We start from the raw sequence: 18,540 nt of genomic DNA on the forward strand, positions 1-18,540 counted from the left end.
CGCCGGAGCAGGAACCGGGGCCGGTGCCCGACGGGTCCCGCGGGGCGTGCCGGAGGGGCGATCAGGAGGTGCGGGCGATCCGGCCCACGGGCTGCTCGGCATCGATGGCGGCCAGCGCCCTGCGCAGCACCGTGCTCGACGTGTGCATGGTGTACGGGAAGTAGTGCACCCGGACGCCGACCGCGGCGAAGTCTCGTTCGAGCTTGTCGCCCTTGGCGGTCCCGCGCCAGTCGTCGCCCTTGAAGATGACGTCGAAGCCGACCTCCCGCCAGGTGTCGACTTTGTCGGGCACGACCTCGGCGTGGACGTCGTCGACGAAGCGCAGGTTCCGCACGATCTCCATGCGCTCGGCCAGCGGGATCACCGGTGCGCGCCCCTTGGTCAGGAGCAGCATCTCGTCGGACACCACACCCACGATCAGCCGGTCGCAGTGCTCCGCCGCGTGCTTGAGGATGTTGAGGTGCCCGATGTGGAACAGGTCGTATGCGCCTGGCGCGTATCCGGTCACGGTCATGGGAACACCTCCGGTCCGTGGGATGGCCCGGCGGAGTTCTCCACCAGCCTTCACCCTCAGTCACCAGCACACCGATGCTTCGACTGGTCGACGAGCAGTCGCAGCAGGACGCTACGCCGCCGCGGTCACTGAGCGTCAGGATTCCGGGGAGGGATCACCCGATCGGGAGGGGTCGACGCCGGGTCGCAGGAGGGCCCGCACCAACTGGTCGACGGCTGCGCCGATCTGGCCCACCACGCGTGCGTGGACGGCAGCCGGCTGCAGGTAGGGGTCGTCGACCTCGAGCAGCTCCGGCAGCTGGACCTGCCCGCGACGGGCAGGCACCAGCCCGGGAAGCGCGGCCAGCCGTCCAGCCGGGTCGTCCGCGGTCCAGCCCGCGTCCGCGACCGCTCCGGCCAGTGCGGCCAGCTCCGGGAGCAGGAAGGTGCGCCGGACCGCCGCGGGCTCCAGTGCCACGACGGCGGAGCGGTGCCGCCGCGTCATGACCAGGACGACGTCGGCGGCCTGGATCTCACCGGCCGTCAGCTGCCGTGCGGTGAACGGCTCCGGCAGGGCGCCGGCCGCGCGGACCAGCTCCGCGATCGGTGGGTCGACCGGCTGACCCACGAGCGCGTGGGTGCCCGCACTGGCGACCGTGATGCCGGACCGCGCGCCGAGCCGGGCGGCGAGCAACCGCTCGGTGGCGGGTGACCGGCAGACGTTCCCGGTGCACACCGCGAGGACGTGGGTCCCGGCCCGGCCGGATGCGGGGCGGGGACGCCCGGGCACCGGTCGCGGGGGCTCAGCGACGCTCATCCACGGCCACCGGTGCGCGGCCCCGGGGCTGGACGGGCACCTCCGCCGCCACGCGCGCCGGCCGGTCCACGACCGGCCGGTCAGCGACCGGCCCGGCGGCGACCGGGCCCGGCACGGCACCCGTGCGCAACCGCGCCGCGAGGCGGGACCACCGGCCGGCGCCCGCAGGCCCGGTGTACGGGCCGTACCCGTACGTCGCGACCCCGGCGCCGCCGCGGAGCATGTTGAGCACCACGCCGACCAGCCGGGCCTCGACCTGGCGCAGCGCGTCCAGGCTCGCGGTCAGTTGCGCCCGCTGCAGCCGGCGGCCCGAGGCGACCAGGAGCACGCCGTCGGTGTGCGCGGAGAGCACCTGGGTGTCCGTGACGGGCAGGAGCGGCGCGCTGTCCCAGATCACCACGTCGTAGCGGTCCCGGACCTGGGCGGCCAACTCGGCCATGCCGGGCGAGGACAGCAGCTCCGCCGGGTTCGGCGGGATCTCGCCGGCCGTCAGCACGGCCAGTCCGGGCGCGCCCCACTCCTGGACGACGTCGTCGAAGGACGCCCGGCCGACCAGGACGGTCGACAGACCCGCCGCCCCCTCCAGGCCCAGCCGGTCGGCGACGGTGGGGCGACGCAGGTCGGCGTCCACGAGCAAGACCCGGTCGGTGGTCTCGCTCAGCGCGAGCGCGAGGTTCGTGGCGACGGTGGACTTGCCCTCGCCCGGGAGGGCGGAGGTGACGGCCAGCATCAGCGGCCGGCCACCGATCCGGAGGAACTGCGTCGCGGTGCGCAGCTGGCGGTACAGCTCTGCCTGCGGACTGCGCGGCAGCTGGTGCACGACCAGACCGCCGGCCGACGCCGGGTGGAGGGGCAGCTGGGCCAGGACCGGTGCGTCGGTCAGGGGACGGACGTCGTCCGCCGACCGCACCCGGGTGTCGAGCGCTTCCCGCAGCAGCGCGATCAGCACACCCAGGACCATCCCCAGCAGGGCTCCGACGACCAGGTTCAGCCGGGTGTTCGGCGAGGTCTGGTACCTCGGCTCCACGGCCGGTGCGACCACGGAGCTGCGGACCGTGGCGTTCCCCTGCGTGTCGACCGGCGCGAGGTCGTCGACCGCCTGGGTCAGGTGCTCCGCGACCGCGTTCGCGATCTCCGCCGCCTGCGCGGCGGAGGTGCTCGACACCTGGATCTCGAGGACGACCGTGTCGTTCGGCGTGGTCACCCGGATCTGCCGGGCGAGGTCCCGCAGGTCGGTCCCCAGCTCGAGGTCCTCGATGACCGGGCGCAGCACGGCTGCCGTGGTGGCCAGCGCCGCGTACGAGGCCATCTGGTTCTGGGTGAAGTTCGAGCCCTGCGCCAGCTCGTTGGCGTTGTTGCCGGACTGCAGCGAGAAGAACAGGCTCGCCGACGCGCTGTAGACCGGCGTCGCGGCGAGGCTCAGACCCAGGCTCGCGCCGAGGCAGACCGCCCCGACGACGACCACGGTCAGCCATCGCCGGACCAGGACGTCCAGGTATCCGCGCAGATTCACACTCGCCCCCCTGCCACCCGGGAGTCGAGCGGCTCTTGCTGGGACGAGGCTATCCGGGGAACGCCCAGCTCAGACCCCGAGTCATCCGTTGTGGGGAGGGGCCGGGGCAGGTCCGCGGGCGGCGTCGCAGGGCCCGGCGAGCGCGCCGCCTGCGCCCACACGGCCAGGCCGCCGACGAACCACACCAGGGTCGCGTACTGCGTGATCAGGGCGACCGTGGCCAGTGCCGGCACCTGGGCGACGATCGCGATGGTCGGCGGGGACGCCCGGCGGAGCATCACGGCGACCACCGCGGAGGCCAGCAGGACGAGGACGACCAGGAGCGGCAGCCACCCGTAGGTCAGCCCGTGCAGGATGAGCGCGCTGTCGATCGAGCCGAAGGAGTCGAAGCGCACCGACCCGTCGGCACCCCGCGAGAAGGCCGACGAGAAGCCCAGCACGTCGATCTCGCCCACGAGGGCGAGCAGGTCGGCCCGGTAGGCGGCGCTGTTCGTGGCCTCGTCCCCGGCGGCGAGGAACACCCGGCTCAGCAACGGCGCGGCGACCGCGAGGACCGCCGCGCCGGCCCCCACCAGGAGGACCCGCAGCCGGACGGTCAGCTCCCGCGCCACCAGCACCGAGAGCGCCACCCCGAACACGGCGGTGACCAGGCCGATGCGGCTGTAGGTCACGACCACCGCGCCGAGCATCAGCGCGGCGGCGGTCACCCGCACCCACGCCCGCACGGGGGCGGCCAGGACCAGCGGGAGGGCCAGGGCCAGGCTCGCCCCCAGGGCGATGGAGTGACCGAACGCCCCCTCGGCGCGGGCCACGCCGCCCCGGATCTGGATCCCGTCCCACAGCGCGCGCAGACCGGGTGAACCGGGGAACGACAGGAAGGGGTTGGTGCCGGTCAGGTTCTCGGCGAGCGTGGTGGCGGCGAGCAACGAGAACACCACGAGCACGAGGCGCAGCAACCGGTCCCACCCGACCAGCGAGGGCAGCAGGCGACCCACGAGGTACGCGCCCAGGTACTGCACCGCGGCCACGACCACGCTGGACAGCGTCGCCGCACCCACCGCGAGCGGGGCCAGGCAACCGACCACGAGGAGGACGACCAGCAGGTCGACGACGGTCACCCGGCCGCCTGCCCGCCGGATCCCCGGCACGGCGACGGCGAGCACGAGCAGGCCGGCGAGCACCTGGGGCTGGAGGTACACCCCCACGGAGACGCCGCCCCAGATGGGCACGAAGCACATGACGCCGAGGTAGCCGACCGCGAGCAGGATCGGCCGGCGCCGGCCGAGCACCAGCAGCAGACCGGCCACCGCGAGGGCCAGCGCAGCCAGCAGGAGCCGGTCGGCGGTCGGGCCGCTCACCGCCGTGAGGAGGCCGCTCATCGGACCGCCGGCGCGCGGGTGACGGCCTGCCGGCCGAGGCCGAGCACGGTGCGCACGTCGCGGCGCACGGGCGCGAGGACGACGTACAGCAGCGCGACGGCGAGCGCCCCGGCGGCCACCCCGGCCGCCAGACCCACCCAGGGCGAGGACTCCGCCACCGCAGCGGCGGCCAGCCGGGAGGCGGTCGCGACCACGACGAAGACGCCCAGCACGCGCGCCGCGCTGCCGACCAGGGGACGCATCGGCAGCGCCGTCGACCGGGAGAGCCACCAGAAGGACAGCGGCCAGGTGAGGAGCGGCGCCAGCGCGTAGCCGGCGGCGACCCCCACGACGCCCCAGGAGCTGCCGACCAGGACGCAGGCGATCTTCACCGTGGCCTGGATCAGCGAGTACCGGAGCAGCGCGCCGGTCAGGCCGCACGCCACGTACACCCAGTAGTTCGCGAGGCCGAGGGTCTGCACCGCTCCGGCGACCGCGAGCAGCGCCAGCAGGGGCGCGGCCTCCTGCCAGGTGTCCCCGAGCAGCGCCGACACCAGCTGGGGGGCGGTGCCCACCACGAGGCCGAGGCCGGCGACGAGGGTGTACCCCAGCGCCAGCTGGCCCTGCCCGACGTAGCGGGTGAGCCGCCGCGCCTCGTCCTGCACCGCCGCGAGCACCGGCAGCGCCACCTGGGTGATGGGGGCGCGGACCTGCGTCAGCGGGGTCATGAGCAGCTGGAACGCCCGGTTGTAGAGACCGAGGGCACCCGCTCCGAACCGTGCCCCGATGACCACCGAGTCGGCGTTGTTCGCCACGTAGCCGATCACCTGCGTGCCGACCATGTGCCAGCCGAAGCGGAGCAGCCCGCCCATCTCGGCGCCCCGGGACGGCAGGCGGGGACGCCAGCGGCCGCCGATCACGACGAGGACGAGCATCACGCCGTACTGGCCGAGCTGCTGGACGACGAGGGCCCAGTAGCCGGCGCCGGCCAGCGCCGCCCCCAGCGCCAGAGCCAGGCCGACGACGGCCGCGACGACGTCGGCGACCGCCAGCCGGCCGAAGAGCAGCCGGCGGGTGAGGTCCGCCCGGTACTGCGTGGCCAGGCCGCTGAGCAGGAAGGTGAGTGCCAGGGCCTGCCCGATGCCCACCAGCTCCGGCTGCCCGTACAGCGCGGCGAGGACCGGAGCCAGGCAGAAGGCGACCACCGCCAGGCCCAGGCCCAGGGCCGCGTTGATCCAGAACAGGTTCGCCCGCTGCCGCTCGGTCAGCGTGCGGGCCTGCACGGCGGCGGTGGACAACCCCAGGTCGCGGAAGATGTCCGCGACGCCGATGACCGCGGTCACCATGGCGATCAGCCCGTAGTCCCCCGGGGACAGGATGCGGGACAGCAGCACCACCGACAGGACCTGCACCAGGATCTTGACGCCCTGCCCGGCGACGGTCACGGCCGCGCCCCGCGCCCCGCGGCCGCCGAGGCCCCGCCCTGCGACCGGCTGCGCCGAGCCCGGCTCGACCGGCCCCGGTACCGCCTGCGGACCAGCGGGACCCAGGGTCCCGGTCACCGCAGCGCGTGCAGCGCGGCGGCGGCCGGCTCCAGCATCGCGGCGGCCCGCTCCCGCAGGTCCGAGACCTGAGCGGCCAGGGCAGGCGCCCGGTCGATGAGCGCCAGCGCGTCCTGCGCCGGCGTGGCGGCCGACCGCAGGTCCACCTGAGCGGTCCAGCCGAGGTCGGCGAGCAGCGGCTCGAACTTGCGCGAGTAGCTCAGCGGGATCGCGGGGGTGCCGACGGAGAGGGCGTTCAGGCAGGCGTGCATGCGGGAGCCGAGCACGAGCTCCGCGTCGGCGACCACGTCGCGGACCTCGGCGAGGGAGCCGGGCACGACCACCTCGACGTCGCCCCCCACCTCGGCGGCGAACGCCCGGACGGCGGCGACGTCGTTGTCCGGTGACGGCCCGTCCAGCACGTGGGCGAGCAGCGTGACCCTCCGGTCACGGGCCTGCAGCCCGGCGTACAGCTCGCGGACCGCGGCCCGGTACGTCCGGGGGTCGACGTGCGGGCTGCCGTTCCAGAGCAGCCCCGAGACGTTGAGGACGACGTCGCGACCGCCGGTACGCGGGGGCGTGGGCAGGGCGAAGACGACGTCGGTCGTGCGGACGTCCACCCGCCGGCCCAGCTCCTCGGCGCAGCCGGCGCTGCTGCCGTCGCGCGCCATGACCCGCGCCGCGGTGCGCATGCTGCGCCGCGCGATCAGCTCGCCGCGCCGGGACCGGAACGGCCCGATGGTCTGCGGACCGAGGACCAGCGGGACGCCGGACCGGTGGACGAACTCGCCGAGGGCGCTCATCGCCACGAGGCGGTCGAGGCCGTAGATGTCGGCGAAACTGTCGCCCGAGCGCGTGTCGACCACGAGGTCGAACGACCGTGCCCAGTTCCGCACCCCGTGCCGCCGGGTCACCCAGTCGTCCAGCAGGACCCGGGGCGAACCGACGCGGGCCGGCGCCGTCCGCGAACCGTAGTTCTGGAACTCCACGACGGCGTCCGGCCACACGGAACGGACCAGTGCGGCGGTGCCCTCGGCCAGTGCCCGGACGCCCAGGTTGGGCGACGTATCGTCGGCCCAGAGGACCAGGACGCGCATGCACACTCCCGGGTGGCGGTCGGTACCCGGACCGGCGGTCCGGCAGGATCAGGTCCTCATCCTGCGGCCGCCCCGGCCGTGACAGGTAGGACGAAGCCCCCGGCCTAACCCCGGGGAGTGACGGGAGTTCCGTGACCGTTCCCCGGGCGAGGCGGCCCTTCGTCGTCCTCCAGTCCTTCCCCGCTCCCCGGCCGACGACCAATCCCTACGTCGTCCTGCTGGGCCGGAGCCTGGCCGCTCTGCCGGACGTCGAGCTGCGCACCTTCTCCCGGCGCCGGGCCCTGCTGGGGCGGATCGACGTGTTCCACGCGCACTGGCCGGAGATCCTGGTCGACGGCCGGACCGGACCGAGGCGCGCCGCCCGGCAGCTGTTCTTCGTCCTCCTCCTGCTCCGGCTCGCGGTCACCCGCACGCCCTGGGTGCGGACCATCCACAACCCGGAGCTGCCCCGCGGGCTCTCCCGGCTGCAGGAGGCCCTGCTCCGGCTCGCCGAACGCCGGACCACGCTGTGGATCCGGCTGAACACCGACACCCCGCTGCCAGCCGGAGCCGCGGACGAGCTGATCCCCCACGGGCACTACCGCGACTGGTTCACCGCCCAGCCCCGGCACACCCCGGTCCCCGGACGGCTCGCCTTCGCCGGGCAGATCCGGGGGTACAAGGGCGTCGAGCAGCTGATCGAGGCGTTCCGCGGCACGGCCGCGGAGGCCCCGGATGCGGAGCTGGTCGTGGCCGGCCGGCCGACCAGCGACGAGCTGGCCGAGCGCATCCGGGCGCTGTCGGACGGCGACCCGCGGATCACCCTCGACCTGCGCTTCCTGCCCGACGACGACCTGGTGGCCACGATCACCGGCGCGGAGCTGGTCGTGCTCCCCTACCCCGAGATGCACAACTCGGGCGGCGTGCTGGCCGCGCTCTCCCTCGACCGGCCCGTCCTGGTGCCCGGCAACGAGGTGAACCGCGCACTGGCCGACGAGGTGGGCCGGGAATGGGTGCGCACCTTCGCCGGACAGCTGACCGCGGAGACGCTGCTGGCCGCGCTCCGGTCGGTGCAGCAGGCCGGCACGTCCGGCTCCCCGCGCCTGGATGCGCGCGGGTGGGAGGAGGCCGGGGCGAGGCACCTGGCCGCCTACCGCCGGGCCGTCTCGCTCGTCCGCCGGCGCGGGCAGGACTGACCGGGCCGAACCGCCGGGACGGCGGGGCGGGTCAGGCGCCGGGGCTGCCCGCGTACTCCTGGTAGCCGTGCCCGAGGGCGCCGGCGACCATCCCGGCTCCGCGGGCGAGGCTGCGCACCCCGCGCGCACGGTGGGTCAGGTCGCGGACGAGTGCCCCCGCCACCCAGCGCACTCCCCCGCCGAGCACGCGCGCTCCACCGCGCAGGGCTCCGCGCAGCCGCGCCGCGCACCGCGCACGCAGGGACGTGGCCAGGGCCAGGTCGACCCGCGTCATCGAGTTCCCCGAGCTGAACGCCCGGCGCACCACCCACCGGGGCGTCGCGCGCTCCAGCGGCACCAGGTCGGTCACCACCGCCTCGGCGCACCAGACCAGCCGGGCGCCGCGCGCGGCCAGCTGCCGGGTGAACAGGGTGTCCTCGCCGCCGGTCAGGCCGAAGCGCGCGTCGAACGCCAGACCGGCGGCGCGCACCTGCGGCAGGTGCAGGGCGAGGTTGTTGGTGGCGGCCACGTCGATCGGGGTCCCGGTGGGCAGTCGCCGGCGCTCGAAGAACCCGCCCGCGACGATCCACTCGGGCAGGGGCCCGGGGAAGCGCGAGGTGACCGTGCCGGCCACCGCGGCGGCGCCGGTCCGCTCGCGGGTCCGCAGCAGGTGGGCCAGCCATCCCGGGGAGGGCAGCTCGTCGTCGTCGATGAAGACCAGCAGCTCGGAGTCCGCGGCTTCGGCCAGGGCACGGTTCCGCCCGGCCGCGATCCCGGGGGTGGGTTCGTTCACGTGCACCAGCGAGACGGCGGGTGCGGTCCCCGCCGACCGCTCCGCGACGACCGGCCGTCCGGTGGCCCCCGGGTCGTTGTCCACGACCAGGACCCGAACCGGTCCCCACTCCGGGCACGCGTCCGCGGCCTGGGCGAGCAGCTCGGGCAGCAGTGCGCGGAGCAGCTCGGGTCGGCGGTACGTCAGCACGGCCACGGTCGTGCGCGCAGCCGCGCTCACCGCCGGTCCCAGGCCTCGTGCAGGCGGGCGGCCAGGTCGGCCCGGTAGGTCGCGGGCGCGTGCCGGATCGCCGCGCGCCCGGCATCGGCCAGGGCCTGCTCGCGGACGTCGGGCCAGTCAGCCACGAGCTCCGCGATCGCCGCGGCCCAGTCGTGCGGCCGGTCCGGGAGCACCCGGCGGGCCGACAGGTAGCCCTCGGCCGCCTCGCGCAGGCCACTGGTGTCGCTGACGACCAGCGGGCGGGCGGCCAGCACGGCCTCCACGGCGGTGTTGCCGAACGGCTCGTCGACCACGGACGGGACCAGCACGACGTCCGCGGCCGCGAGCGCCGGCCAGACGTCGGGCCGGAAACCGGAGAACGACACGACGTCGGTCAGCCCCTCCCGGTCGACGGTCGCCCGCAGCTCGGCCTCGAACCACTCGTAGCCGGGGAAGACCGAGCCCACCAGGTCGAGGCACGCCGGCACATCCCGGCGCCGGAGCTCGGCGAGGGCGGCGACGGCGACCTGCGGGCCCTTGCGCGGCGACAGCCGTCCGACGTAGACCAGCCGCACGGGACCGTCGAGCGCGGACCGCGCCGGCGTGACCGCGCCGGGCCCCGGGATCCCGTTGTAGACCACGGCGGCACGGTCCCGGACCGCGGGCGCCGACGCCGTCAGCACGTCCAGGCTGAACCAGCTGTTGACCACCACCGACGAGGCCCAGGAGACCGGCAGGGCGAGCAGCCGGCGCAGCAGCGGACCGGCCGACCGTTCGGCCTCGTGCACGTGGCACACCACCGGGATCCGCAGCAGCCGGGCCAGCACGATCCAGCTCGGGATGGTCAGCGTGCTGACGTAGACGCCGTCCCGGCCGGCCGTGCGCAGCAGCCGGACGGCCGGCAGCAGGCCGGTGGCCGCCTGGACCGCCAGCCGCACCGCGCCGCGGGGCCGCAGCGCCTCCTTGCGCAGCACCGGCATCGGGCAGCGCACCACCTCGGCGCCGAGCTCGCGCACGGCCGCCGCGAGCGGCCCGTCGTCCGGCAGCACCACGACGACCCGGTCGCCGCCGGTGAGCGCGGCCGCGGACTCGAGGAGCACCCGGTCGGAGCCGTACAGCTCCGCCCCGGGATGGGCGAGCAGCACCCGCCGCGGACCGCCCGACCGGGAGGCGGTGGGACGCGGCCGGCGGTGGGGCGCGAGGAGCGCGGCCAGTGCGATGCCCAGGCCCTCGACGGTGCCGCGCAGCGCGGCCCAGGCCGGCCGGGGGGACTGCACGAGCTGACGGCGACCGCCGCGGAGCAGGATCTCCCAGCTCACCGCCGGGGTCCGGACCACCCAGCGGAGCAGGGACCGGCGGGTCAGGTTCCGAGCGGCGAAGGCCAGCCGGTTGCGGCAGTTGTAGCGGTAGTACAGCGCGGACTTCGCGCGACCACGACGCTCGCCCTGGGTGCCGCCCTCGTCGTGCACCACCCGGAGGTCACGGCGCACCACGAGCCGGCCGCCGGCGGCCAGCGCGCGATGGCTGAGGTCGACGTCCTCCCAGTAGAGGAAGTAGCGCTCGTCGAAGCCGCCGACGAGTTCCCACAGCTGCTCGTGCACCACCAGGCAGGCCCCGGTCAGCCAGGGCTCCGCCTCGGGCAGCCGCGGGCGCCCCGGCCGGTCGCCGCGGATCCGGCCGTCCCGCAGCGAGAGGGTGGAGCCGCCGAACTCCTCCTCCCCCGCCGAGGACACGATCAGCGGGCTGAGCATCGCCATCGGCTCACGCAGGCTGTGCGCGCGCAGCTCGGCGATCACCTCGGGGGTCGCCTGCGCGTCCGGGTTCAGGCACAGGAAGGTGACGCAGCCCTGCGCCCGCGCGGCGGCGACGCCGGCGTTCGTGGCCGCGCCGAAGCCGCGGTTGTCCGGCAGCGGGAGGACCTCCCAGCCACGGTCGCGGCCCAGCCGGGTCACCGCCTGGCGTTCCCCGGCGGTGGAGAAGTTGTCCACGACGACGACGCGCACGTCGGGGCCCAGCTCCGCGGCACCCAGGAGGTTGTCGGCGAGCAGCCCCGCCGAGCCGTAGTTCACGACGACGACGCCGATCGGCCCACTCGCGGGGAGGGGGACGTCAGGCACGCGACCACCTGCGGACCCGTGCCCGGGCACCCCGGGCGGCCCGGACGTTCTCCCGGGGGGCACGCAGCACGGCCGCCACCAGTCCGAAGCCGCGGTAGCGCGGCACCGGGCGGCCGCCGAGGGCCGCCCCGAGCAGGCGGCCGGTCAGGGTCCGGCGACGGCCCACCTGCAGCGGCTGCACGGCCAGGACGGTCGCGAGGTCGACCGGCCGGGTGCTGAGCACCCCCGCGGCCACGGCGCGCTCGACCAGGTCGGCCCCCCGCCGGGTGCGGGCGATCAGCACGCTGCGGCCGGCGCCGTCGGAGAACACCGGGTAGCCCCGGTCGTCGGCGTGCCAGTAGTCACCGGCCACCACGTCGGCGCTCTCGCCGAGCCCGTCAGGGCAGATCTTGCAGCGCCACTGGGTGGTCGCCCCGAGATGCCGGCCCCAGGACTCGTCGTAGCCGGCGGTGACCGTCCGCTCGGCGGTGGTCGCGGTGAAGTCGCCCGGCCAGCCGTGCCCGCGGTACCGCAGGCCGGTCACCCGCTCGTCCTCGGGCACGCCCAGCTCCCGCAGCAACCCGGTCGTCGCCTGCTGGGTCGGGACACCGGCGCAGAAGAACGACATGAGCAGCGGGGCGCCGTCGGGGCGGCCGTCGCTCAGCGCGCGCAGGGCCGACACCTCGCACGGCTTGCCGACGACGGCGCCGTCGGCGGCCAGCGCCGCCGGGTGCGCCGCGTTGGAGACCGGGGCGTACCGCGAGCCGGCGGCGGCCAGCGCCCCCGCGGGGTCGGTCACGGCGACGGCGACCGTGCGCTCGGGGGCGGCCGCATCGGGCTGGGCGCCGACCACCTGGCCGACCTGCCCGCCGGCAAGCAGCCAGGCCGACAGCGCCGTGAGCACCCCGCCACTGCTCCCGGCGTGCCGCATCTCCGGATCGGTCGCCCAGGCCTCCCAGGCGGCGACCACGGGACCGAGGACGCCGTGCCGCACGGCGCCGGTCGGGTGCTGGGCCACCACGCGCCGTCCGGGGCAGCTGTTCGCGAACGCGTCGACCGCGTCGGCCGGGTCGACCGGCAGCGGGCGGGCGGTGATCTGCACGGGGACCGGTGCCGGCCGCGCGTACCCGTCGGGATCGAGCCGCATCTCCAGCCCGGGGTGCAGCTGGGCGCACGCGCCGCAGCCGGAGCAGTTGCCCGCGGCGACGACGCGGGACACCGCATCCAGCAGCCCGGGAGCAGGAAGGGAGGTGACGGCCGGCGGCACGAGCTGGTCGTGCCCGGCGGTGGAGGACATGTCGCTCTCCCGCGTGCGTGCGTCGGCTGGCCGGGACAGGCGTCCCGGGTCTGGGTCCATTCCAGCCCAGCCGGCCGGCGGGAGGCATCCCTCCTCGTGATGAAACACCGGAGGGGAGAGCTCAGGACGCTCTCCCCTCCGGTGTCTCGCGACGTCCCTCAGCCGACCGGGCGGACCGCCAGCTGGTCGAAGCGGGCGACCTGGGCAGTGGTCGCCGACCCCGAGATGTAGCTGTGCAGGTAGACCCCGCCGGCGGCCTGCAGCTCCGCGGTGCCGTCGGTGACGCTCAGCTGCCAGTCGGCCGGCTCCGTGCCGGTGACCTCCCACGCCTTGGCGCGCAGCGTCGTCGTCCCCGAACCCACCGCCTCCAGCCGGACCCGCAGCACCTCACCAGCGGTGTAGCCCTCCGGCAGCGTCACCGTCTGCAGCACCGTCTCCGCACCCGAGAGCACCCGCACGATCGACAGCTGGGCCGTTCCCCGCGAGGACACCCACAGCTTCGCCCGGTAGTCACTGGTGCCGATCCGCCGTGCAGCCACGCTCACGAACGAGCCACCACCGGTCGGCGCCTCCTGCAGCGCCAGGTCCACCTCGACCACGACGTCCTGCGCGGACACCGGCAGCCGAGCCCCGACGCTCTTGCCCGGCGCCACCGTCCACTGCCCCGTGCCACCGGTGACCGCGAAGTTCGCCGCCCCACCGCTGACCGCCCACGCACCACCGGTGTCGGCCTGACCCCAGCCACCGGACACCTCACGACCGAAGCCGTCCACCGCCAGCGGCGCCGGCTGGTCCGGGTCGGTGGGCTCGGTCGGCTCGTCGGGGACGACCGGCGCGGTCACGGTCACCGACCGGGTCGTCGTGGCCGTCGCACCGTCGTCGTCGGTCACCGTCAGCGCCACCTCGTAGGTGCCCGCCGCGGCGTAGGTGTGCGACGCCGTCACCCCGGTGCCGGTCGAGCCGTCCCCGAAGTCCCACGCCCACGCCTGCACCGCACCGTCGGAGTCGGCCGAGGCCGAGCCGTCGACGGCCACCGAGAGCGCATCCGCCGACACCGTGAACTCCGCCGTCGGCACCACGTTGTCCGGCTCCGGCTCCGGCTGCGGGGCGGGGGCCGTCCCCGGAGCACCGGCGTACAAGCGGTCGAAGCGGGCGACCTGGGCAGTGGTCGCCGACCCCGAGATGTAGCTGTGCAGGTAGACCCCGCCGGCGGCCTGCAGCTCCGCGGTGCCGTCGGTGACGCTCAGCTGCCAGTCGGCCGGCTCCGTGCCGGTGACCTCCCACGCCTTGGCGCGCAGCGTCGTCGTCCCCGAACCCACCGCCTCCAGCCGGACCCGCAGCACCTCACCAGCGGTGTAGCCCTCCGGCAGCGTCACCGTCTGCAGCACCGTCTCCGCACCCGAGAGCACCCGCACGATCGACAGCTGGGCCGTTCCCCGCGAGGACACCCACAGCTTCGCCCGGTAGTCACTGGTGCCGATCCGCCGTGCAGCCACGCTCACGAACGAGCCACCACCGGTCGGCGCCTCCTGCAGCGCCAGGTCCACCTCGACCACGACGTCCTGCGCGGACACCGGCAGCCGAGCCCCGACGCTCTTGCCCGGCGCCACCGTCCACTGCCCCGTGCCACCGGTGACCGCGAAGTTCGCCGCCCCACCGCTGACCGCCCACGCACCACCGGTGTCGGCCTGACCCCAGCCACCGGACACCTCACGACCGAAGCCGTCCACCGCCAGCGCGGTGGTCACCCCGACCGTCTGCGTCGTCGTGGCCGTCGCACCGTCGTCGTCGGTCACCGTCAGCACCACCTCGTAGGTGCCCGCCGCGGCGTAGGTGTGCGACGCCGTCACCCCGGTGCCGGTCGAGCCGTCCCCGAAGTCCCACGCCCACTCCTGCACCGCACCGTCGGAGTCGGCCGAGGCCGAGCCGTCGACGGCCACCGAGAGCGCATCCGCCGACACCGTGAACTCCGCCGTCGGCACCACGTTCGGGGCCGGCTCCGTGACCGTCACCTGGCGGGTGACCGAGCTCGTCGCGCCCTGGTCGTCGGTCACCGTCAGCGTCACCGCGTAGGTGCCCGCCGCGGCATAGGTGTGCGACGCCGTCGTGCCGGTGCCGGTGGACCCGTCACCGAAGTCCCACGCCCAGCCCGCGACCGTGCCGTCGGCGTCCGTCGAGGATGCCCCGTCCACGACCAGCTCCAGGTCGGTGGCCGCGCTCTCGAAGGCAGCCGCAGGGGCGATGTTCGCCGCCGTGCCGGTGCGCGCCGCGGTGTAGTGGTTGGCCACCTGCTCCGCGGTGAGCGCGGTCGGGTAGATGGCGGTCTCGTCCAGCTGGCCGCTGAACCACGTGCCGTTGCTGCCCCAGGTGGTGTCACCACCGAGCCGCCAGAAACCGTTGTAGACCTGGGCCGAGGTCGTGTCCGTCCGCGACGAGACCAGCGTGCCGTCGACGTAGAGCTTCATGCCCTCCGAGGAGAGGGTGGCCACGACCTGGTGCCACTGCCCGTCGTTGATCCGGTTCGGGGTCCGCACCGTGCGCTCCGCACCGGGGTAGACGCCGAAGTAGAGGTACCCGGACCGATCGAGGTACAGGTGCCGGTCGTAGCTGCCCGAGGTGCCGGTGCTCGCGTTGCCGAAGCCGACGAGCTTCCCGCCGCTGCGCGTCGTCGTGCGGACGAACGTCTCGATGGTGAAGGTCTGCGGGCCCGCGATCGCGGTCCGGGTGCTGGCCAGTCCGGCGGAGTTCCCGCTGAACTCGTAGGCGGTGTCGGAGTCACCGGCGAGTGCTCCGGTCTTCCCCCGGCTGACACCGCTGCCGGTGGTCAGGTCCAGCGCCGCGGACCCGAGGTCGTAGCCGGTCGTTCCGCCCGACTCGCCGAGCCGCCAGTGGTCCACCGCACCGTCGGCCCGCACGGTCGTGGCGTACGCGCCGTCGGCCGAGCTGCCCGTGGCGGCAGCGGTCACCGTGGCCGCAGCACTGGTGAGCGCGTTGCCGAACGGGTCGGAGACCCGGATCCGGTAGGTGTACTCGGCGCCCGGGGTCAGCCCCGTGTCCACGTAGCTCAGGCGGCTCGCGGCCAGCCGGTAGGTCGACGCGGCCGTCACCCGGTAGACCGGCGTCGTGGGCCGGTCACTGCGGTAGACCTCGTAGACGAGGTTCGCGTTGTCGCGGTCGGTGGTGGTCGACCAGCTGACCCGCACCGCCCCCTTGGCGACCGAGGCCAGTGCCGGGGTCAGCGCGGAGCTGCTGTCCGGGCCGACCTCGTTCGGCGCGAGCGCGGAGACCGCGAACCGGACCAGGCCGGCCTGCGCCTTGTTGTTCACACCGGGGAACTCCCCGGCGAAGACGACGTACTCGCTGTTGCCGGCGACCGACCAGCCGGCCTGCCCCTGGCCGGTGACCTGGCCGGACAGGAAGGTCGGCCACCAGGCGGCGATCGCCGGCGCGGGCTTGCCGGTGAAGTTCCGGTTGCGGATGGTGGCGGTGCCGACCGTGGCGCTGCTGGGCGCCGTGCTGTACGCCAGCGCGTACTGGGACAGCCGGGGGCTGGCCTCGGGGAACCCGCCGATGTTGCTGCACACGTGCGGGTGGCCGGCGACGTAGAGGGCGCCGCCGATGGGAGCGCTCGAGTAGCTGTCGCCGTGGCAGTCGGCCATCCACACCAGCTCGCCGGTGGAGGCGTCGGCGGCCAGCGCGCCCTCGAGGTTGCCCGGCCCCGAGTAGTCGTACCCGGTCGCGTAGACCTGGGCGCCGTCGGTGGAGAGGCTGTAGATGGCGGAGTGGTCACCCTGGTTGGTCACCAGCGTGCTCACCGCGAAGGGCAGGGTCGCTCCGGTGACGGCGTCGAGCGCGCCGATGCCGGAGGCCGCCTGGCCGTTCAGCGTGCCGAACCGGCCGCCGACCACGACCTTGCTCGCGTTGTCGGTGAGCACCATGGCCATCACCGAGAAGTTGATCGCCGTGCTGCCGTCGTAGTTCTTGCCGGCGCCCGCGACGGGTGCCCAGCTCCGGAGGCTGCCGTCGGACGCACTCACCGCGGCCAGCCGACTACGCGCCTCGCCGTTGACCGACTTGAAGCCACCCCCCAGGTAGACGGTGTCCCCGGTGGCGACGATGGCGCGCACCTGCGAGCCCATGATCGGCTTGAAGTCCGGCACCAGCTGGCCGGTCACGGTGCTGTACGCGGCGATCCGGTAACGGGGCTGTCCGTTGGCGCTGGTGAAGTCACCGCCCACGTAGATGCGCGACCCGTCCGGCGAGGCGGTGACGACGAGCGCCTGGCCGTTGAGGTCGGGCGCGAACGAGGTGATGAGGGCGCCGGTGCGGATGTCGTAGGCGAGCAGGTTGTTCCGGACCGTCTCCTGGGTCCCGGCTGCGGCTCCCGCCGGACGGGCGAAGCCGAACTTGCCGGCCACGTACACGGTGTTCCCCACCACGACCTGCGACCAGGCGACCCCGTCGATCTGGACCGTCGGCAGCGGATCGGCACTGACCGTGACCGGCGTCGTCGCGCTCGCGGGGTCGGCCGGTGCGGTGTCCGCCCGGGCGGCGCCGGGCGCCAGCACCCCGAGCGACAACGCGATCAGCAGTAGTCCCATCAGGCCCGCCGTCAGGCGACGACCCGTCATCACGCTCTGTGTGTCCATGTCCCCATCTCGTTCCCCCGCTCGCCCCCGGACCGGGTCGGCGAACACAGAAAGTAATGAAACCCGAGCAGCGGACGGAGCGACAGCACCCGATCGGATGGGCTTCCAGCAGGAACTTCTCCTCTACGTGAGCGAGCAACTGCCCACTGTCACAACTGTGCGTGAACGACGCGGATGTCACGCAGTGTGAGCTGATGATGCGTCCGTGCGCGGACGGGGTGGCAGCGATGCGCACGAAGGGCGCGCTCCCGGCCGGGGAACGCGCCCTCGGCGCACAGTGCCCGGGCACGGGGCGCCTCTCGGCACCGGGGACACCGGCGGCCCGATCAGGAGGTGGGGACCGACATCCCGTCGGCCTGCACGGCCGGGGTGGGCCTGCCGCCTGCCGGCACGGCGGCGACGCCGCGACGCCGGGTCCACGACCGGGGGCCGCCGGCAACGGCGGCGCGGTCGGCCGCCCGTCGGTCCAGCCGGCGCTTCCAGTTCATCGCCGGTCGCTCCACGGCGAACCAGGAGACGAACGCGAGCGGGAGGGTGGCCAGCACCGACACCACGAAGAAGAGGAGCGGGTGCGGGGAGTCCCAGCCGAGGGTCAGCAGCAGCTGCTGCACCGGGAAGCCGAACAGGAACAGGCCGAAGGACAGGTCGGTGCGGCGGTCCCAGCGGGGATGGCGCAGCCGGCTGCCGATCCAGAAGACCAGGTAGGCCAGGGCCGGGGCCGCGATCAGGCGGTAGTCGGAGAGGAACCCCCCGGCGGCGATGGCCACCACGGACAGCCCGGCCAGCCAGCCGCGCACGGGCACCCGATGGGCGAAGGCGTAGAGGCAGGCGCCGGTGAGGAACATGAGGGCGAACCGCAGGCCGCCGAGCCGGTAGCCACCGGGGTCCACCACGTCCAGCGCGCAGAGCAGGAGCAGGATCCAGGACGCACCCGTGAGCGCCAGCAGGAACCAGCGGTGCCGGGTGAGCCCCAGGACCGCCAGGAGGAGCAGCCCGGCGTAGGCGGCCATCTCCCACTGCAGGGTCCACACCGATCCGTTCCACGCACCCGGGTAGGGCACCCCCACCGGAGTGCCGGCGATGTCGAAGAAGCCGATCCGGGTGTCCAGGTTGGCCAGCACGTACGACCAGCTGCTGCGGGGGCCCTCGAACAGCGCGGCCACGCGCTGCCCCGACGCCAGCAGGGCCAGCGGTGCGATGACGAACGCCACCACCAGCAGGCTGAACCAGTACGCCGGCATGATGCGCAGCAGTCGCGCCCTGACGTAGCCGCGGACGTCCGGTCGACGCTCCCAGCTGGCCAGGATGAGGAAGCCGCTGATGGCGAAGAACCCGTCGGCCCGGAAGCTCCCGACGACCTGGCGCAGGGGTTCGTAGCCGATCTCCGTCCCGGTCAGCGGGAAGCTGTGCCAGAAGATGACGGTGGTGGCGAAGACCAGCCGGATCGTGCTCAGCCCGTTGTGCCGGTTGTCGAACTCCGCGGCCAGGGTCCCGGAGCGGTGCACGAGCCCTGCCGGGTCCGTCGCCGTCGTCAT

General features: G+C 74.6%; 12 protein-coding genes. 1 reads left to right on the forward strand and 11 read right to left on the reverse strand.

Going from position 1 to position 18,540, the window contains the following annotated elements; translation table 11 throughout:
• Window positions 1-61: 61 nt before the first annotated feature.
• The 6 genes from ACI79T_RS03090 to ACI79T_RS03115 all read right to left on the reverse strand — a co-directional run bounded on the left by ACI79T_RS03090 (window position 62) and on the right by ACI79T_RS03115 (window position 6,818).
• Window positions 62-514 (reverse strand): adenylyltransferase/cytidyltransferase family protein, encoded by a 453-nt coding sequence (locus ACI79T_RS03090; protein ID WP_456608582.1) that lies wholly within the window; start codon window positions 512-514, stop codon window positions 62-64.
• A 135-nt stretch (window positions 515-649) separates the two neighbouring features.
• A complete protein-coding gene (locus ACI79T_RS03095; protein WP_456608583.1) occupies window positions 650-1,309 on the reverse strand; it encodes an arsenate reductase/protein-tyrosine-phosphatase family protein in 660 nt (219 codons plus the stop codon).
• A complete protein-coding gene (locus ACI79T_RS03100) occupies window positions 1,296-2,822 on the reverse strand; it encodes a polysaccharide biosynthesis tyrosine autokinase (RefSeq protein ID WP_456608584.1) in 1,527 nt (508 codons plus the stop codon). Before ACI79T_RS03100 ends, ACI79T_RS03095 begins: the two co-directional genes overlap by 14 nt.
• Window positions 2,819-4,201: a hypothetical protein gene (locus ACI79T_RS03105; RefSeq protein ID WP_456608585.1), complete on the reverse strand. Its 1,383-nt coding sequence runs from the start codon at window positions 4,199-4,201 to the stop codon at window positions 2,819-2,821. The genes ACI79T_RS03100 and ACI79T_RS03105 overlap by 4 nt, the downstream gene beginning before the upstream one ends.
• Window positions 4,198-5,625, reverse strand: a complete 1,428-nt coding sequence (locus ACI79T_RS03110) for a lipopolysaccharide biosynthesis protein (protein ID WP_456608586.1) — start codon at window positions 5,623-5,625, stop codon at window positions 4,198-4,200. The genes ACI79T_RS03105 and ACI79T_RS03110 overlap by 4 nt, the downstream gene beginning before the upstream one ends.
• A 113-nt stretch (window positions 5,626-5,738) precedes the next feature.
• On the reverse strand, window positions 5,739-6,818 hold the full coding sequence (locus tag ACI79T_RS03115) for a polysaccharide pyruvyl transferase family protein (RefSeq protein WP_456608587.1): 1,080 nt from the start codon (window positions 6,816-6,818) through the stop codon (window positions 5,739-5,741).
• 131 nt (window positions 6,819-6,949) lie between these two features.
• On the opposite strand from ACI79T_RS03115, the gene ACI79T_RS03120 reads away from it, so the two are divergent.
• Window positions 6,950-7,993, forward strand: coding sequence for a glycosyltransferase (locus ACI79T_RS03120; RefSeq protein WP_456608588.1), 1,044 nt, complete (start codon window positions 6,950-6,952; stop codon window positions 7,991-7,993).
• A 31-nt stretch (window positions 7,994-8,024) separates the two neighbouring features.
• Here the strand turns inward: ACI79T_RS03120 and ACI79T_RS03125 are convergent, their stop codons facing one another.
• The 5 genes from ACI79T_RS03125 to ACI79T_RS03145 all read right to left on the reverse strand — a co-directional run bounded on the left by ACI79T_RS03125 (window position 8,025) and on the right by ACI79T_RS03145 (window position 18,540).
• Window positions 8,025-8,984 (reverse strand): glycosyltransferase family 2 protein, encoded by a 960-nt coding sequence (locus ACI79T_RS03125; RefSeq protein WP_456608589.1) that lies wholly within the window; start codon window positions 8,982-8,984, stop codon window positions 8,025-8,027.
• Window positions 8,981-11,080 (reverse strand): glycosyltransferase, encoded by a 2,100-nt coding sequence (locus ACI79T_RS03130; RefSeq protein ID WP_456608590.1) that lies wholly within the window; start codon window positions 11,078-11,080, stop codon window positions 8,981-8,983. The genes ACI79T_RS03125 and ACI79T_RS03130 overlap by 4 nt, the downstream gene beginning before the upstream one ends.
• On the reverse strand, window positions 11,073-12,356 hold the full coding sequence (locus ACI79T_RS03135; protein WP_456608591.1) for a Coenzyme F420 hydrogenase/dehydrogenase, beta subunit C-terminal domain: 1,284 nt from the start codon (window positions 12,354-12,356) through the stop codon (window positions 11,073-11,075). The genes ACI79T_RS03130 and ACI79T_RS03135 overlap by 8 nt, the downstream gene beginning before the upstream one ends.
• Before the next feature lie 158 nt (window positions 12,357-12,514).
• Window positions 12,515-17,005: a PKD domain-containing protein gene (locus ACI79T_RS03140; protein ID WP_456608592.1), complete on the reverse strand. Its 4,491-nt coding sequence runs from the start codon at window positions 17,003-17,005 to the stop codon at window positions 12,515-12,517.
• 326 nt (window positions 17,006-17,331) lie between these two features.
• Window positions 17,332-18,540 carry an acyltransferase family protein gene (locus tag ACI79T_RS03145; RefSeq protein WP_456608593.1) on the reverse strand — a complete coding sequence of 403 codons (1,209 nt, stop codon included), beginning with the start codon at window positions 18,538-18,540 and terminating at the stop codon, window positions 17,332-17,334.

The sequence above is a fragment of the Blastococcus sp. SYSU DS0619 genome (genome assembly GCF_054051035.1).

Excerpts from the sequence above, each read along its gene's own strand:
- ACI79T_RS03135 (WP_456608591.1), bottom strand. The coding sequence starts at position 12,356 with ATGTCCTCCACCGCCGGGCACGACCAGCTCGTGCCGCCGGCCGTCACC.
- ACI79T_RS03105 (WP_456608585.1), bottom strand. The coding sequence starts at position 4,201 with ATGAGCGGCCTCCTCACGGCGGTGAGCGGCCCGACCGCCGACCGGCTC.
- ACI79T_RS03145 (WP_456608593.1), bottom strand. The coding sequence starts at position 18,540 with ATGACGACGGCGACGGACCCGGCAGGGCTCGTGCACCGCTCCGGGACC.
- ACI79T_RS03095 (WP_456608583.1), bottom strand. The coding sequence starts at position 1,309 with ATGAGCGTCGCTGAGCCCCCGCGACCGGTGCCCGGGCGTCCCCGCCCC.
- ACI79T_RS03140 (WP_456608592.1), bottom strand. The coding sequence starts at position 17,005 with ATGGACACACAGAGCGTGATGACGGGTCGTCGCCTGACGGCGGGCCTG.
- ACI79T_RS03115 (WP_456608587.1), bottom strand. The coding sequence starts at position 6,818 with ATGCGCGTCCTGGTCCTCTGGGCCGACGATACGTCGCCCAACCTGGGC.
- ACI79T_RS03090 (WP_456608582.1), bottom strand. The coding sequence starts at position 514 with ATGACCGTGACCGGATACGCGCCAGGCGCATACGACCTGTTCCACATC.